Annotated in this window: 14 protein-coding genes and 1 pseudogene; 1 reads left to right on the plus strand and 14 read right to left on the minus strand. The window is 47.4% G+C overall.

The genetic code is table 11. The annotated features are described in order from the left end of the window. Positions 1-4: 4 nt before the first annotated feature. A pseudogene (locus M1D67_RS21630) lies at positions 5-2,132 on the plus strand (cellulose biosynthesis cyclic di-GMP-binding regulatory protein BcsB). A 30-nt stretch (positions 2,133-2,162) separates the two neighbouring features. Here M1D67_RS21630 and M1D67_RS21635 read toward each other — a convergent pair. The 14 genes from M1D67_RS21635 to iolB form a co-directional block, all read right to left on the minus strand. After that, a complete protein-coding gene (locus M1D67_RS21635; protein ID WP_145645531.1) occupies positions 2,163-3,452 on the minus strand; it encodes a valine--pyruvate transaminase in 1,290 nt (429 codons plus the stop codon). Beyond that, positions 3,449-4,687, minus strand: coding sequence for a DUF6421 family protein (locus tag M1D67_RS21640; protein ID WP_479831512.1), 1,239 nt, complete (start codon positions 4,685-4,687; stop codon positions 3,449-3,451). Before M1D67_RS21640 ends, M1D67_RS21635 begins: the two co-directional genes overlap by 4 nt. Next, positions 4,684-5,250: a prephenate dehydratase domain-containing protein gene (locus M1D67_RS21645; RefSeq protein WP_020453535.1), complete on the minus strand. Its 567-nt coding sequence runs from the start codon at positions 5,248-5,250 to the stop codon at positions 4,684-4,686. The genes M1D67_RS21640 and M1D67_RS21645 overlap by 4 nt, the downstream gene beginning before the upstream one ends. 1 nt (position 5,251) lies before the next feature. Beyond that, the gene (locus M1D67_RS21650; RefSeq protein WP_479831513.1) at positions 5,252-6,529 is read right to left on the minus strand and encodes an ATP-grasp domain-containing protein; all 1,278 of its coding nucleotides are present in this window, start codon (positions 6,527-6,529) and stop codon (positions 5,252-5,254) included. Further along, entirely contained in the window at positions 6,486-7,424 is a 939-nt protein-coding gene (locus tag M1D67_RS21655; RefSeq protein ID WP_026580373.1) for a DMT family transporter, read from the minus strand. The genes M1D67_RS21650 and M1D67_RS21655 overlap by 44 nt, the downstream gene beginning before the upstream one ends. Positions 7,425-7,630: 206 nt before the next feature. Continuing rightward, positions 7,631-8,509, minus strand: a complete 879-nt coding sequence (gene fba, locus M1D67_RS21660; RefSeq protein WP_023856876.1) for a class II fructose-1,6-bisphosphate aldolase — start codon at positions 8,507-8,509, stop codon at positions 7,631-7,633. Positions 8,510-8,530: 21 nt separating this feature from the next. Next, positions 8,531-9,367, minus strand: a complete 837-nt coding sequence (gene iolI, locus M1D67_RS21665; RefSeq protein WP_020453539.1) for a 2-keto-myo-inositol isomerase — start codon at positions 9,365-9,367, stop codon at positions 8,531-8,533. A 66-nt stretch (positions 9,368-9,433) separates the two neighbouring features. Beyond that, the gene (locus M1D67_RS21670) at positions 9,434-10,300 is read right to left on the minus strand and encodes a sugar phosphate isomerase/epimerase family protein (protein WP_020453540.1); all 867 of its coding nucleotides are present in this window, start codon (positions 10,298-10,300) and stop codon (positions 9,434-9,436) included. Positions 10,301-10,323: 23 nt separating this feature from the next. Beyond that, positions 10,324-11,358, minus strand: coding sequence for a bifunctional inositol 2-dehydrogenase/D-chiro-inositol 1-dehydrogenase (gene iolG / locus M1D67_RS21675; RefSeq protein ID WP_020453541.1), 1,035 nt, complete (start codon positions 11,356-11,358; stop codon positions 10,324-10,326). 23 nt (positions 11,359-11,381) lie between these two features. Continuing rightward, a complete protein-coding gene (locus M1D67_RS21680; RefSeq protein ID WP_020453542.1) occupies positions 11,382-12,686 on the minus strand; it encodes an MFS transporter in 1,305 nt (434 codons plus the stop codon). 12 nt (positions 12,687-12,698) lie between these two features. After that, positions 12,699-13,601: a myo-inosose-2 dehydratase gene (gene iolE, locus M1D67_RS21685; protein WP_020453543.1), complete on the minus strand. Its 903-nt coding sequence runs from the start codon at positions 13,599-13,601 to the stop codon at positions 12,699-12,701. Positions 13,602-13,614: 13 nt separating this feature from the next. After that, positions 13,615-15,528 (minus strand): 3D-(3,5/4)-trihydroxycyclohexane-1,2-dione acylhydrolase (decyclizing), encoded by a 1,914-nt coding sequence (gene iolD, locus M1D67_RS21690; RefSeq protein WP_020453544.1) that lies wholly within the window; start codon positions 15,526-15,528, stop codon positions 13,615-13,617. A gap of 31 nt (positions 15,529-15,559) precedes the next feature. Beyond that, complete coding sequence (gene iolC / locus M1D67_RS21695) at positions 15,560-16,537, minus strand: 5-dehydro-2-deoxygluconokinase (RefSeq protein ID WP_020453545.1); 978 nt, start codon at positions 16,535-16,537, stop codon at positions 15,560-15,562. Between the two features lie 27 nt (positions 16,538-16,564). Beyond that, a complete protein-coding gene (gene iolB, locus M1D67_RS21700; protein WP_020453546.1) occupies positions 16,565-17,380 on the minus strand; it encodes a 5-deoxy-glucuronate isomerase in 816 nt (271 codons plus the stop codon). Positions 17,381-17,413: the final 33 nt, after the last annotated feature.

Consider the following 17,413-nt stretch of genomic DNA (forward strand, 5'->3'; position numbering starts at 1 on the left):
TTTTTTGAAATATATCATCATATGTCTGGCAAGCCTTATGCTGATCACGGCGACGGGACAAGCTGCAGCTGCCAAAGACGTTACAGTAGACGGCTCGATCCTCGGGAAAAACAGCCGGGAACAAGCCAAACAGCAAGTTCTTACAAACGATCTCTTAACCTTGTACGGGGCAAAAGACAGCGCCGAGTTGACGTATCAAATTCCAGCGGGCGCCTCCTCTGCCCATCAGCAGCTCACACTTGAATACGAGGCCTCAGACCTTTTAATTTCACCGTCTTCTTTAACAGCCGAGATTGATGGCGAACCGGTCAAAACGGTTAAGCTTGCAGGGAATGCCGGGAAGAAAACGCTGAAACTCACACTAAACAAAAGCCAGTCGTCTCCAGGGTTTCACAGCCTATCACTGAAGTTCTACGGAGTGGTTCATGAAGGCGTCTGCGTCACACAGGACTCTTCCGGGAACTGGATCAAAATTTACCCGGACAGCCGTCTGAATATCGGGGAAAAGAACGAATCTAAAGGAGTGACGCTCGAACATTATCCTTATCCGTTCGCCCAGTCCGGCAGCTCCGTGGAAAAAACGGCAATCGTCATTCCGGACCATCCAAGTTCGGCTGAAATCGAAGCTGCAGTTAAAACAGAAGCCTACCTTAAAACGGTTGACAATAGCATCAGCACGAAGATCTTTGGTGAATCTGACCTGGCGAAAATCGACAGGCCAACGATTGTGATCGGCGTCCAGCATCACTGGAGCGGCAAAGTGAAAAAGCTGTTGAAACAAGCAAAGCTCGAAGCAAAAGAAGACAAGCTTTTGGTTGCGGAACGGATGCTCAAAGCAAAGGATAAGCAACAGCCTGTATTGTTTGCAGCTGCATCATCTGATGATGTTCTTTCTGAAAAGATCAGCGTCATTACCGACAAAACGTATGCCGCCCAGCTCAGCGGCGACACGCTGGCAATCGGCAAACTTCAGCAGCATAATAAACGGGAAGGCGGCAAGCTGACACTCGAGGATTTCGGGACGGGGGATTTGACAATCGGGTCCGGACAGACATCTTCCGAGCATTTTTATTACCCCGCACCGGCGCTATTAGACAAGAATCAACCTGCAAAGCTTTCGCTTACGATGAAAAAATCGGAGACGATTCAAAAGCAGGCCCGTCAAAGCGACTTAGCTGCGGAACAGGCGGAGCTGAAGGTCATGATCAATGGTCAGCCTCATTCCGTCGGACTTGACGATTTAGGAAAAGAAGACAAAAACGGCTTTTACCATGTTTCTTTAAAAGTCGATCCGAAACTTTTGCAAAAAAAACCGTTACATCGATATTCAATTTGCCACTTCAGGGTTGAAAGAGAACAACCCCTGCTATGCGGGGAACGGTGACAAGTGGATTTTCATCGATAAACAGAGTGCATTGTCTTACCATGTCAGCGACACATCAGCTTCAGCCGATTTTCAAGAGTGGCCGCTTCCCTACGCGGGAGATCAGGACAACAAAACGCTGATGATCCTGCCCGACAAGGCGGATCAGTCAAAGCTTCATGAACTTTCACTTGTGGTCGGCTCCTTCGGCAGCGAAGCCAGGCAGGCATTCACAGTGAAAACATCCGCTGAAGTCAAACCGGATGACATGAAAGGAAGAAACATCATCTTCATCGGAAGTGTCGATCAATTCTCTCTGCTGAAGGAAAAAACATCCGAATTGGCTGTTCCGACGGCGAAAAACGGGGCATTTGATGTGTCATCTTTTCAAATGCTGAATGAAACGACGAAACAAATCGCGTTTACTCAAACATCGCTTTGGGATTCAAATTACTCGATGGCTGTTTTCGCGCCGTTTAAAGGGCAAGGCACAGCTGTCACAAAAGAAATGATCAACTTTTTAAACAGCAATGATTTCGCAGCAACCGTCGTTAATGAAACGGACAGCCATCAGCTGTTTACAAACCATCAGCAGCTAACAGCAAAATCAGCTGAAACCAAGACGGATGATAAACAGGAAAGCAATCAGCAACATGTGATGTACATTGCCATCCTGATCGTGATCATAGCGGCAGCGGTTATTCTGATTTTGACAACCGCCAGGCGGAGAAAAAGAAAGGCCAATGGCGGCGGAAAGATTGACGAATAAAACAGGGGCTTGCTTCTAGCCCCTGTTTTTTTATAAGTATTCAACCTGCTTCTCATATACATCCTTCACAATTTTAGCTAAAATATCGATTCCCCTTATGATATCTTCATCCGCCGCGGTTAGGCTGATTCGTATACACTGGTGCGAATGCGCCATGGGGCGGGATTGGTGGTGAAAGAAAGATGAGCCGGGAACGATGATGACTCCGTCGGCTTTCATATACTCATACAGCGCCGCATCAGTCACCGGCAGGTCTTCAAACCACAGCCATCCGAAAAGCGCCCCTTCCCCTTGATGCAAATACCATTTGATGTCTTCAGGCATCTTGCCTAAAAGCGTATCCTTAAGCAGCTTGAATTTATTGCGGTAATACGGCCTGACTTCATTTAGCGACACGTCGGCGAGGCGCCCGTCATTCAAAACAGATGCCGCCATATACTGCCCCAGCCTCGAAGAATGGATCGCCGCATTAGACTGGAATGCTTCCATTGCCTGAATATACCGGGACGGCCCGATGGCGATTCCGATCCTTTCACCAGGCAGGCCTGCTTTTGAAAGGCTCATACAGTGGATAATCTGATCGTTGAAAATCGGTTCCATGTCGATAAAATGAATCGCCGGAAAAGGCGGAGCATATGCGGAATCAATGAACAGCGGAACATTCGCTTCTCGGCAGGCGTCTGAAATGAATGCTACATGTTCGCCAGGCAGGATGTTTCCGCAAGGATTGTTCGGCCGTGAAAGCAAGACAGCGCCAATGCACGGATCGGTCCTCATCCTCTCTAAAAACGCCTCACGGTCGAGCTCATATCGAAACGTATGATCATCCAATACCGAAATGAGAGGAGATATCCCCTCAATCATCTCCCGCTCCAACGCCGCTCCGCTGTATCCTGAATAGTCGGGAAGCATCGGAATCAAGGCTTTTTTCATCATAGACCCGCTTCCCATTCCGCAAAACGAATTAATCGCCAGAAAAAACAGCTGCTGGCTTCCGGCTGTAATCAGCACATTCTCTTTTCGAATGTCGGCGCGATACCGCTCTGAAAAGAAGCGGACAACACTTTCAATCAGTTCATCGGTTCCATAGCTCGATCCGTATTGGCCGATTACTGAAGAAAACCTGTCATCGTCGAGCAGATTGGCAAGAGCCGACTTCCACATGGCTGACACGCCGGGCAATATCATTGGATTGCCCGCACTTAAATTAATGTATGACCGATCTCCGCCGGCCAGGACTTCCTGAATATCGTTCATCACAGCCCTGACCCCTGTCTTCTCATTCATTTTCTCTCCGATTTTGCTTAATGCCGGCTTCACGCTTCCAGTCTCTCCCGCTCAAACCGAAGACGATTGGTTTCGATTTTCTTATTGATCTCGTCAATGAAATATTGTTCCGGAACGCTGAACCGCTCGCCTTCACGCCCGGGAGGCAGGTATTGTCTGACATAGCGTTCCGCCGCCTCTTTGTATGCCGAGTCATCCTCGATCTCTTCCAGCTGTTCGATTTCAGCCACAAGCTTTTTTAAATCGTCCATGCATCGGGAAAGATCAAGCGACACGGGTTTCTCTTCTCCTCTTTGAATGGAATGGCCGTTTTCAATGATCCAGCTGAACAGAAAATAGCCTGTCCCGGAATCAAAATTCCGCGTTGCATTATGCTGGCTTGGATAGCGCAGCAGCCGTTCATACAAAACAAATTCGATTATTTCCTCCCAGCCGTCATATTGCCGCTCCCACAAAGTGAGGATCGCTTGGCAATCGACCTTGACTTCTTCTAAAATGCCTGCGAAAAAATTCATTTTCGCCTGAATATGCAGATGAAAAGGTTTTTTTCCGCAATGATGAAAATAGTCATGAAGGTAGCCCCACAGCACCCTTGCTTCATATGTGCGGTCGGGGGAAAGCTGAGCCGACTTGAAAGGCGCATGTTCAAAAATGGCCCTCGCTCTTTTCAGCGTATCCTCATGGTAAATGTGATAAAACTTATTAAAATAGAAAATCGCGAATGTCTGTGATGTAATGTTCTCTTTTGTTTTCACATTTTCCGGGAAGAATACGATACATTTTTCTTCCGTGAACCCCTTTGTTCCGGCGAGAAGCTTGAGGGATTGGCAGCCGTTTTCAGGATGGGGCAGCTCCTCTTCTATCGGCCTCATCATGGCAGGTTCTTCACGAACGGCCAAAAAGGCTTCAAAATAACAGCCTTTCGCATGTGGCCCATTCGGCGTCACGATCGGCGCCGCAAAAAAGGTCGTCTCCTGATCATTCGGAGCCCGGTAAGCCGTCAATAACCGGTCAAAATACGGCGTCTCCTCTAATCCGCGTCCGATCCAATCCAAGACGTCCTGTTTAAACGCCTCTTTTGCAGCCGTTAGGTGAACCGCTTCATAAATGGTTCCAGCGTCTTCTATCAATTGCAGCAGAAGCTGTTCCGCCCTTTCGCGACGCTCTGTAATCTGTCCTTTATCATTTTGGTACGTCTGTAATTCATGAATGTTCGGTACAATCTGCTCGTTGACCAAGTTTACAATGTCCCCTGTCAATGTCGTCATCGGCTTCCTCCTTCGATTGATTTAAGCCCGTGGATCGTAAAACACATCGGCACTTCTCCAAAATCTTGAATGACTTTCAAACGGTGTTCATCAGCTGCTTTAATCGTCGTGATACAGCCGTCAGCCGCGTTTGAAGCGCAGGCCAGGGCCGCTTGTGCATTGCTGGTGACAAATTGGACTTGACTGCTGAACAGCTTCGCCAGATGGGCGGGAGCAGGATGTGAAGCGACGGTTTGAATGTCAGATGCCATCGTGTGCTGTTTTGCGGCAAAAACCATGTTGTATGTCGGCATCACAAAACTGTCTATGATCTTTAAGTCAGCGAGATTCTCGAATACAATTTGATGCAAAAACGGGTAAACGGCGCAGCCTAAAAGAACTGAATTTTCTGTCGATTTAACATGAGGGAGCGCTTCTTCCAACGTTTCATAAAGCCTGACTTCCCCGCGGACCCCTTTGTTTTTGAGCCAAAGCAGGCCGGCTTTTTCGCAGTTCGTGCCTTTGGGACCGAGCGTATGGACAATCATCACGGCTTGTTCTTCCTGCACTTTAGTCGAGATCATCTTAACCTCCTATTGTACCCGTCAAATTATTTTGATATATGATATGAAGCTCATCATCCAGTTCCCGGTAGAAAGCTGCGCATTCTTCATATGAATGATGGCTTGTGAATATAAATCCGGGATAACCGGAAAAATGCGGGTACGGCAGAATTTTCGCGCCTTTTCTAATAAATTGAAACACCCGCTTTACCTCCGGCCTCTGTTTGACTTCTTCCAGTCCGTCGATTTTTTCAAAAGTGCCGGAGCCCTGTACAGGAATGATATAATTGCCGGCTGTCCTTACAGGCCGGATCTCTTCTTTAAACTCGCTGCTCTCCAGCGGCTTTATTGCGTTTTGCAAGACAAGCTGCATAAAATTGATGCCCGTGCTCTCTTTGACGATGTAATGCGAAACCCCTGAACCGCCGATTCTGGCGCCCACCTCGATAACATAAGGTGTTCCGACCTTGTCCAGCCTCAGCTCCGTATGAGCCGGCCCCTGATGAATGCCCAGCGCTGAAACGGCTCCTGTCACTTCCTTAACAATCGCAAGGCGCGTCTCTTCTTTCAATTGAGCCGGAGCAATATAGACGCCTTCTTCAAAAAACGGACCTTTGCTGTTCCCTTTGTATCCAATCGAAAGAACATGTACGTTTCCTTGAATCGACAGCGTTTCAATCACAAATTCCGGCCCATCGATAAATTGCTCGGCTATGATGCCCGTTTTGCCGTGTACGAATCGATTAAGGTCCGTCTCGTTAACAGCCTCGACTTTCCTGACGGCCTCCTCAAGCTCCTTCCAATCATCAACACGGACGACGCCCTGGCTTGAAAAGCCGTTGACCGGCTTAACAACTAATGGATAAGTCAGTTTCCTGTCTTCGAGATCAGCGAGCGTATGGAACTCGTGGAAAACCGGCGTATTCAGGCCGTTTTGCTGAAGGATGCTGCGGGTTTTATTTTTATTGCGGCAGTTTTCCATTGTTGTGAAAGAAAGCCCCGGCAGATTCAAAGCTTCAGCGGCTTTTGCCGCGAAAGGCAATGCCGGCTCAAACAGTGTCACAACGCCGTCAAACGGAAATTCGACAAATGTCTGTTTGACGATTTCCAGCGCCTCTTCTTCATCTTCAAATAACGGCAGCGGCACACAGCGTTCCACAGCCGGAAGATTGCCCGGGAAATCTTCGGCTGAATTGTAAAAGAACGTGACCTTCAATCCTAAATGCTCAGCTTCTTCAAAAATAAACGGCAAGTGCTTATTTTGACAAATGATGGCCAAGTTTTTGTTTCGTATCGTCAATTTTCGCGATCCTCTCTTCTTTTTTTAAGTTGATGAACATCACACCGAATATGACAAACAGCGTTCCTAAATAAATATTCGCATTCAGTTTTTCATCCAGAAACAGAAATCCGATATAAAGCGCAATGACGGGGGAGATAAACAAGTGGGAAGTCGCTTTTGAGATGTGCCATTTTTTAAGCAGATAAATGTTGATCCAAAAACCCAATATCGAGCCGACAACCGCTAAATAAAGCAGCGCATAAAGGCTCACGCCGGAAAACGTTCTTGTCCCGCTTTCAAAGATGAGGCTGCTGATGAGCAATACCGCTCCGCCGCTCAGCATCGAAAGGGAGTTAAAGCTCAAGATCGGAAGCGAACGAATTTTCTGCTGTACTTTGATTTGAATAAAAGCCGAGCCAAACATCGCACACAAAATCACAATCATGGCGACGATTTCAATAACATCGACTTTGATCAACAGCTGATTGCCAAACACGATTGTAATGCCGAGCAACGCAAGGCAAATGCCCCATTTCTGCAATTTCGTCGCCGGTGTCCCTTTGACAAGGCGGTTGATCATCAGGGCAAAGACTGAAATGCTAGCTGCTAATATAGATACCAACCCGCTCGGCAAATAAAGAGAGGCCCAATAAACAGATCCAAATGGAACGGAAAAATACATGATGCCGTTCAAAAACGACAGCACCAGCAGTTCCTTTGACAGCACAAACTGCCTTCGTATCAAAAGAAACGCCGCGATCAAAATGCTTGCGATCATAAACCGCATGCCCGCGGACCAAAATGGAAGGCTGTCACTCAACCCGGCTTTTTGAAAAGCCCATGTCGTCCCGCCGATCAAACATAATACGATAAATAAAATATGAACCCGATACTTTAAAACGTTTGTCCGCATAGCATTCACCTGATTTTGTTATTGTCTTGCTGTCATTTATTTTCAGAAAATAAAATCTTTTCTGATCAAAATGGATTATGAGGGAAATTATAACTATTATATCAATTACAGTCAATCATTCTTTTGAACCTTTAGAATATCTTTACAAATACTGCGCACAAAAAAACACTCACTTCGATAAGTGAGTGAGGCGATACGGGTCTAGATTATATTTCTATCTTTTGGGTGCATACCGCTTTTCCGGATGACCCGAATTCTCTCATTTTATGTTTGACCGTTTCTTTGACTGCGCTGATCCCTGGCGTCATATAGGCGCGGGGTTCATATAAATCGGGATTGTCTTTAAACATGCTGCGCGTTTTCTCGGTCCAGGCCACCATGCATTCGGTATTAATGTTGATTTTCGCATGGCCCAGACGGATCGTTTTAGCGATTTGATCAGCCGGGATGCCCGAAGCTCCATGAAGAACAAGCGGAATGTCCGTCACCCGTGAGATTTCTTCCATTTCCTTAAATCCTAAATTAGGCTCGCCTTGATATTTTCCATGAACAGAGCCGAGCGCGGCTGCTAAAGCATCGATACCGGTTTCTTTGACAATGCGTTCGCATTCACCGATGTCGGCATACTGCACCCCGCCGATGAGCCCGTCTTCCATGCCCCCTACGGTGCCAACCTCTGCTTCAACCGAAACATTGCGAATTCCGGCGTATGACACGACCTCTTTTGTCATGGCGATGTTTTCATCGATTGGTGAATGCGAGCCGTCGATCATGACTGAGCTAAAACCGGCGTCAATCGCTTGCTTGCAGCGCTCCGGATTTTTGCCATGGTCAAGGTGAAGGACGACGGGAACGGAGATCGACATTTCCTCAATCAAAGCCGCAACCATTGCGGAAACCGTCTTAAATCCGCCTAAATAATCGATGAGCCGGTCTGAGGCGGCCGCGATGACAGGTGACCGTTCTTCTTCCGCCGCCTGTAGAATCGCTTTTGTCCATTGAAGGCCGTTAATATTAAATTGACCGATTGCATAATGATGTTCCTTTGCTTCTTGAAGAAGTTCTTTCATGGAAACGAAAGCCACGTTCACCCCTCCTATCCCGTATTAAATCTTGAAGTATTTTGAAACAACTTCAACTGTTGTTTCTTTGGCCGTTCGAATCGTTTCTTCCGCGCTCAGCTTATAGTATTCAGGTCTGAACAATTCAACTGACACGACATCCGAAAAACCGATGTCTTTCAAAGTTGATAAGTGGGCATCCAAGTCGATGGCCCCCTGTCCCGGCCAAACGCGGTCTTCATCTCTTAAAAAGCCGATTGGGAAGTCTTCCGTATCATCGATATGATAAATGAAAATCTTCTTGCCGTCCGCCTTTTTCAAATCCTCAATGTCCGAACCCATTGCATGGAAGTGGAAGCTGTCAAGAACAAGGCCGACATTATCGCGGTTCACGGTCATGACGATGTCATAGGCCTGGCTGAACGTATTGACTGTGCACTCCGGATGACCGACAAACTCGACAGCGATCTTTACACCGTACGGCTCCGCGATGACTGACAGCTCTGTCAGCACTTCGACGGAGCTCGCTTTAATATCTTCTTTTAAGATTTTTTGTTCGGTGACAAGCGGTACCGCGACCACATATTTCACACCAAGCGTTTTGCATGTTTCCATCATGCCTTTAAATTCTTCGATGATTTCACGGTGCCCTTTATCATCGCGGTTGTTGAAAAAGACAAGGGCATTCAAGGCCAGCGGCTTAATATGATGCGTCTGAAAATACTCGGCTAACTCTGAGAGAGAATGGTCTTTTAAATATTCGGGCAGCTTATCCATCGTCCGGATTTCGATATAATCGTATCCGTGCTTCTCACAGTATTCGAGGTCTTTTGCTAGGTTTGAATTTTCCAACGTCGTTGCTTCATTAAAGCATAGCTTCATATTAGATTCTCCTTATCTAAATATCCTTGTGAAGAGAGAGTTCGGCAGGGCGCCGAACTCAGGGGCTTATCCTAGTAATTCCTGTTTCAGCTTTTCAAGCATGAATCTGCTTGATTCATCCGCTCTTTCGTCAACCCAGGCAAACACGGCATTCGTCGCTATTCCGTCGAACTTCATCTCTCTCAGCTTTCTGAAAATCGTATCAAAATCAACCTCGCCTTGGCCAATGTCCAAATGCTGGTGAACCGTTACTTTCGCGTCAGGCGGATTGACGATGTAGCGAAGGCCATGAGCCGCTTTATGATTATAAGTATCTGCAAATAAAACATGCGTGAGGCGGTCGCCGGCTTCGTCAAACATTGTCTCGATGTCGCCTTTTCCGTCGTCATAGAAGAATGTGTGCGCAGTCGAGTAGACAAGATTGATCCAGTCCTTGTCAAGCGCTCGGATCATATCCATCGCACCTTTGTGTGTTTCGATAAAATCGTATGGATGGGCTTGAAGATTGAGTTTAATGCCTTCTTTTTCAAAGACTGGCAGAAGCTCATCCATGGATTTGATAAATTTTTCTTCACTTGTTAAAGGATCGTATTTTGAACCGCTGAATTCGCTGTTCATCAAATCGACTTCAAGCTCAACCGCAATTTCGATCGCCCTTTTCCAATTGCGCACCGCTGCCTGACGGCGATCTTCATCAGGACCGGCCCAGTGGTAAAGCGGAAGGAGCGATGAAAGCTTAACACCGGAATCTTTTAAAAGCCGCTTTAATTGTTTGATTTTAGCTGAATCGACTTTCGGATATTTATAGAATGGACAAAAATCTTCGCGCGGCGATAGTTCGATATATTCGTAGCCAAGCTCCGCCGTTTTATAGACCGTTTCCTCCAAAGTTAAATCATCGCGATACATCGATGGATCCAATGCTAATTTCATACTTTTCACTCCTCGGAAAGTTTTTATTTTTGAACAGTTGTAAACGTTTGATAGAATTTCGGTTTCTCTTGAAGCGCCACAGGTTCTTTCTGTCCGGATTCCTGAGCTTTTACGCAGGCATCCGTCGTCACGGCGGCGATATAGCCGTCCCATGCAGTCGGCCCGCTGACCTCGCCTTTCTGTTGGATCGAGTCAATGAAATCTTGGATTTCTACATCATAAGCGTCTACAAAGCGGCGCTGCCAATCCATGAGAATATCCGTCGAGAATTTGCCGTCTTTTCTGAGAGAGATGCTTGATGGTTCAGGAAGCTTCACGATTCCGTCTTCTCCGACGATTTCACACTGGATATCGTAGCCGTATTTGCAGTTGACATAGATTTCCGCATTAATCACGACTCCGCCTTTCGTTTCGATGATGACGATTTGCGGATCACGCAAATGAGGGAGCGCGTTTTTCGATTTTTTCGGATAAATGACCTGAACGGATTCGTAATCGTCATTGATCAGCCAGTGCAGGGCGTCTATTTCATGGACAAGCGTATCGACAACAGCCATATCTGTCGTATAGTTGTCGCCTACAACCGGGTTGCGGTGCGCACAGTGGATCATGAGAGGCTCGCCGATGACCCGGTTGTCGATCGCTTCTTTCAGCTGTACGTAACCGCTGTCATAACGGCGCATAAAGCCGACTTGAACGAGACGTTTGCCCGCTTTGATTTCTTCATTGACGATCCGCATGCATCCTTCCGCAGTCGTCGCCAGAGGCTTTTCGCAAAATACGAATTTGTTCGCTTTAATCGCTTTCAAAACACTTGATTCATGTGCCGGTCCCCAGCTTGTGACTAAGACTGCGTCTACATTTTCGGCTGCAATGAGACTGTCGTCATCCGGATAGACCTTTGCATTCAGGCTGTAGTCTGTTACAACTTGCTGAGCTGCCTCCTGGTTTACATCGGTGACCGCGACAATTTCGCCGCCGGCTAATTTATTCGTGATGCGGTTGATGTGTTCTTTTCCGATTGCTCCTGTACCAATAACACCAATGCGTAATTTCATTGATAGCCACTCCTTCAAAATAATTACATAATTTTTCTTGTTTGCACTTGCCCAGCTTGAGCCGGAGGAGTCCCATACAGCTCTTCCTGAATTTGTTCAAGCGACTTACCGGATGTATTCGGTGCAAAAAAGAGCCCGATGAGCATGCTGGCCGTTACACATCCAAGGAGAATGGCCGCCATAAATGCAATTCCAAAATTCGAGATGATCATTGGAACGAAAAGGCTCCAAGCCCCGATTGAAATACGAACGAGGAAGAACATCAATCCTTGTGCAGATGCGCGATATTCCGTCGGGAAAATTTCACTCGCCCATAATTGATAATTGGCCTGTTGCCCGGCCCCATTGTTTAGGCCGATCATCACGATAAAGAGGATGAGGATCGGCATGCCCTCTGCCGGAAGCAGAAACAATGACCAGCCGATCACCGCTGCAAATGCGGAGATCCCAAACACTGTCTTCCTGTATTTGTCTGCAAACGGCATGAAGATAAAAGCGACGCCAAGCCCGGTGAAAATAAACAGCCCCATCTGCAAAATGTTTGCCATGGTCGCTGACACATCGCCGACCTGCTGATAAATGTAAGGCATAAAAAACCCCATGACACCTGCAGCCAGATTCCAAACCAAGTACACGCCCATTAAAAATAAAATGCTTTTCAAATACTTAGGCTGAAGCAAATCGAGATAAGACGCCTTCGGCTTCCTGACGGCTTGAGCCGATTCGGATTGACCCTGCCAGGCATCGGATTCCGGCAGCCTTTTTCGCAGAACATAGGTGATCAATGCGATAACGAGCAAATGCCCAAACACGATTTTATTGCCCAATAAGCCTATATCACCGAGGAGGACCGACAGCAGCAGGACCACAACCGCTCCCGCCGCCCATGCGACCTGCGCAACCCCGCAATGACGGGCCCTGTTTTTCTTAGGTGCGTTCTCCGCGATGATCGTCCAGGAAGCCGTAATATCAGCTCCTACCGATAAACCGATAATAATGTAACCGCTTAACAAAAAGGGGAAGCTGGTGCCGAACAATACTAAACAAATCCCCAGTGCATAAACCAGCATACTGTTCGTATAGACAGCCTTTCGGCCAATCTTGTCGGCCAAAAAGCCTCCGAGCAGCGCTCCGATTGCCGCTGAGATGGCGTTGGCGCTAAACGCGCCGAGCAGTCCGATCTGTGTATCAGAAAGCTTTAGGTAACTGACCCATAAAGATAATCCTGCCGATCCTGCGACAATGGAGCCTGCATCAATGTAATTTGCCAAAGCTGCTGCGACGGTTCGTTTATTGAATGGTGAGACTGCTGCACTTCCATTGCTCAATTTAGAGCCCCCCTAATTGGTTGCTGGGACATTCAACAAGTGACGATCGATGTACTTTCTGGCGATCAATGCGTATTCAAGCGGGTTGGCAACATCGGGATCCTGCTCGGCTTCCACAACGATCCAGCCGGAATAGCCGTGCTTTAATAGCGTTTGATAGACTTCTCTAAAATCGATGCAGCCATCGCCTGGAACAGTGAACATCCCTTGCAAAAACGCCTGTTGGAACGATTTTCCTTCCTGCTTGCATTTCTCTATGATCTTGAGGCGCGCGTCTTTAAAATGAACGTGGCCAATACGGTCCATATGCTTCTCTAGTATGTTCATATAATTTCCATCTGAAATGTAGGCATGCCCAGTATCATACAGAAGGTGCACGAGGGCCGGGTCAGTTCCCGCCATGAGCCGGTCAACCTCTTCCTCTGTCTGCACGCCTGTGCCGAGGTGATGATGATAGACAAGCTTCAGGCCGTACCGGCCGGCGATTTCCCCGAGGTGATTTAACCCTTCAAATAGCCGCTGCCATTCTTCATCGGTGAAATAAGGTTTTTCTTTAAACACGTTTTTATTCAGGCCCTGCACGCTGTACGTCTGTTCTGATACGACCGCAACATCGGCATGGACGTCTTTCAAGTACTGGCAGTGAGCCGCAAATTCCTTGGCTGCTTCTTCAATGCCGTCCCGAATGATATAGCTGCTGAACCACTTGCCGGCAATCCTTAGATTTCGCAGCTCGAGCTCTTTATTGAGAATGGCCGGTTCCGGAAAAAAGCCGCCCACTTCTGTGCCTTGAAAGCCTGCAACAACAATGTCGCTCAACAAATGCTGAAGTGTGTTTCCCGCGCCGATTTCCGGAATATCATCGTTCCGCCACCCTATGGGGGCGATGCCCCATAGAATTTGTGTCTTGCCCATCCTGGTGCCTCCTTTAATACTGCTTTGCAGATTTCAGCATTTTTTCTTTTGCTTCATACGCCTTTTGCACGCTTTCCTGTTCGGAAACCTCTGCAACACCTACGTGCCACCAGCTGTCATAGCCGTCCGTCATCGTCTTCGGCAACACCTTCATTTCGATCAATGTTGAGACATCTTGTTTTTTGGCATCTTCAAGCGCCGCTTTTAATTCTTCAATCGTGTTCGCTTTGTAGGTTTTTGCTCCATACCCTTCGGCCACTTTCGCGTAGTCGACATTGAGAATCTGATTGTCTGCTGTTCTGAATTCGCAGAAGTAGCTGCCGCTTCCATGGTCCATTTGCAGGTTGTTGATACAGCCGAATCCTGAGTTGTCAAAGAGCAGCACGTTGATTTTTTTATTATATTGAATTGCTGTAATGAGCTCTGAGTGGAGCATCAGGAAGCTTCCGTCTCCGACCAGTGAATAAACCTCTCTATCAGGATGAGCCAATTTCAAGCCGAGTGTTCCCGATACTTCATATCCCATGCAGGAATAGCCGTATTCCAAGTGGTACGTATTCGGTTCGTTTGAATGCCACAGCCGCTGCAGATCCCCCGGCAAAGAGCCTGCTGAACAAATGACGACGCTGTCCGGATCAACTGTTTCATTGATCGCGAGCAATGCCGTTGTTTGCGGGAGCTCGGTTTGCAGCACATCCGCGTATTCGTTGAGTATTTCTTGAGAAAAATGATCTTTAATTTCAGGTGTGAAGTTTTCACGCTTAAATGTTACCTTGCTCAAACGGTCACGCTCAGCAAGCCACTCGTCTTTCAGTTCCTTGATGATTGAACCGAATTCGCTCTTATAGCCTTCCAATAAACCGTGCAGCTTGCCGAGCGTTACTTTTGCATCGGCAACGACTTGGAAAGCATCCAGTTTATATGCCTGCATTCTGCTGACATTGATGTTTAAAAACTTTGAGTTGTCAAAGTCAAAAGCGGTTTTTGATGATGTCGCGAAATCGGTGTAGCGCGTGCCGATTCCGATGATCAAGTCAGCCTCGCGAGCCGCTTTGTTTGCCGCCAGCGTACCTGTGATGCCCATTCCGCCCAAGTTGTTGGCAAAATCAGCTTCCACTGTGGATTTCCCGGCCTGGGTTTCCACCAGCGGAATATTGTAAGCTTCAGACATGGCGATCAATTCGTCGCGCGCTCCGGAATATTTCGCTCCGCCGCCGACCAAGATGAGCGGTTTTTTGCTCGACTTGATCAGCTCCGCCGCTCCCTTCAGTTCACGCTCGCTCGGCTCTTTGCGATCAATATAGTGAACGCGTTTCTCAAAAAAGCTTTCATCGAAATCATAGGCTTCCCCTTCAACATCTTGAGAAATGCAAATCGTTGCAGGACCCGCCTTTGCAGGATCTGTCATCACTTCAAAAGCGCGAATCAGACTGCTCATCAACTGTTCAGGGCGCGTAATCCGGTCCCAATATCTCGAAACAGGCTTCAAAGCATCGTTCGTCGTAATCGCCGCACTGTATTCCTGTTCTACTTGCTGAAGAACAGGATCAGGCTGTCTTGTTGCAAATGTATCGGCCGGAATCAAGAGGACCGGAATATTGTTCGCAAGCGCCGTACCTGCAGCTGCCACAAGGTTAGCTGCTCCCGGTCCGACTGATGTTGATACAGCATAGATCTTCCTCCTCAGCATCTGCTTGCTGTAAGCCATTGCCGCATGTGCCATTCCCTGCTCATTCTTGCCTTGAAACACCTTTAAATGACCCGCATCCTGTTCAAGCGCCTGGCCGATGCCAACGACGTTCCCATGGCCGAAAATCGTAAAGATCCCCTCGACAAACGGTGTTTCTTCACCATCTACATGGATGTACTGCTGATTTAAGAATTTAATTAACGCTTGTGCTGTGGTTAAACGTATTTTCTTGCCCACAAACGATCCCACCTTTATTCATATTCTTCATTTAAGACTGAGCCGCGATAAGCTCTTCAATCTCGGCGACTGTCGGCATCGCTTCAGATGAGCTGTGCTTGGAAACAACAATGGATGCGGAAGCGCTTCCGTATTTCAGCGCAGTTTCAATATCTTTGCCTGAAACGAGTCCGTAGAGGAAAGCGGAAGCGTATGAATCCCCCGCTCCAAACGTTTTTAAGACCTTCGTTTTGTATGCTTTCGCCCGGAAGATGCCTCCGGATTTGCTGTATGCATATGAACCTTCGACACCGTGCTTGATAACGACAAGATCTGCGGAATGTGCAAACAAATGCTGAACAGATTCTTCATTGCTGCCGCCGCTCTTATTTTCCATTACATCAAACTCATCACGCGTTCCGATGACAATGTCTGATTGTTCGGCAACAAGCGTATAGTAAACGGACGTTTCCTCCGCAGATGTCCACGTATATGGACGATAGTCAAGCTCAAAGACCACTTTCACTTGATGCTTTTTCGCCAGCTGCACGGCTTTCAGCACCGCTTCGCGGGAAGGGCTTTTAGCCAGCGCCGTACCTGACACAAGAAGCATCTTCGATTTTGCAATATAGTCTTCGTTCACTTCAGAAGGGGCAAGGTAAAGATCTGCAACATCATCCCTGTACATTAAAATGCTGCATTCTTCAGGGCTTAAAATTTCTGTGAAAGCAAGCCCCGCTTTATGTCCGTCTTTATCAACCGCCATTTGTGACGTATCGACACCCGTATTTCTCATATAGGTTTCGATGAATCTGCCGTGCTGGTCATCCGGAATCTTCCCGATAAAGCCGGTCTTCAATCCTAATTTGGAACTGCCGATTGCAATATTAGCCGGGGAGCCGCCGACATATTTTGAAAATGTCATCGTCTGCTCCATCGGCCTGTTGTATTCGACTGCGTTTAAATCGATACATGCGCGGCCGATCGCTACAATGTCAAATTCTTTCTCTTCATTAAACGTATACCTCATCTTCAACAGCCTCTCCTTGCCTTATTGTTAGCGTTCCAAAATCCATTCATGGTCAGGGTCGTTATGAAACTTCCATTTCCGCGTCGGCCCTGCCATCACGTTTAAATAATAGGATGTGTATCCGTCAGGCACCCCGACAGGATGGTATCCGGCCGGCACGATGACAACGTTTCCATTTTCAACAGTCATCGTCTCGTCGATAGAACGGTCATCTGTATAGACGCGCTGAAATACAAAGCCTTGCTGCGGGTCAAGTTCATGGTAGTATGTTTCTTCTAAAAAGGACTCTTCAGGCAGGTTGTCTTGATCATGCTTGTGCGGCGGATAGCTGGACCAGTTTCCGCTTTCAGTGTAGACTTCGACGACTAAAAGGCTGTTCGCTGAAGGATCTGAATCCGGAAGTATGTTATGAACGGTTCGTTTATTGCTGAATTTCCCGCGGTTTTCAATACCGTTGTCTTCAGCTTTGATCAGTTTCGTCGGCAGCTGATTTTCAGAAGGGGAATAGCACAGGGCAACTCTTGCCTCTGTAACCGCGGTAATGCCGAACTTGCGGTCATTTGACACATACACGCTGTCGGTCGGCTTTCTTTCGAAAACGCTTTCTCTCGTGCCGATATTTTCAAATGTCTGTTCATGATCGGTTACGGTAATCTTTCCGGTAAGCGCGACGATGCAGCATTCTTGTTTGCTCAGCGATTCTTCATAGCTGGATCCCGGTGCGAGATCAAGGACTTTAAACTCGACATAACTGAGATCCGAATTCGATTTTTTCACTTCGTGTACAAGCTTCACGCCTTGTGACAGCTCATTCGCCTGCGGCTTGCGCAACAAATGACTCATGGATAAAGCCTCCTTTTCAAACTTGAAACATGA

It is taken from the genome of Bacillus sp. PK6-025 (assembly GCF_056530265.1).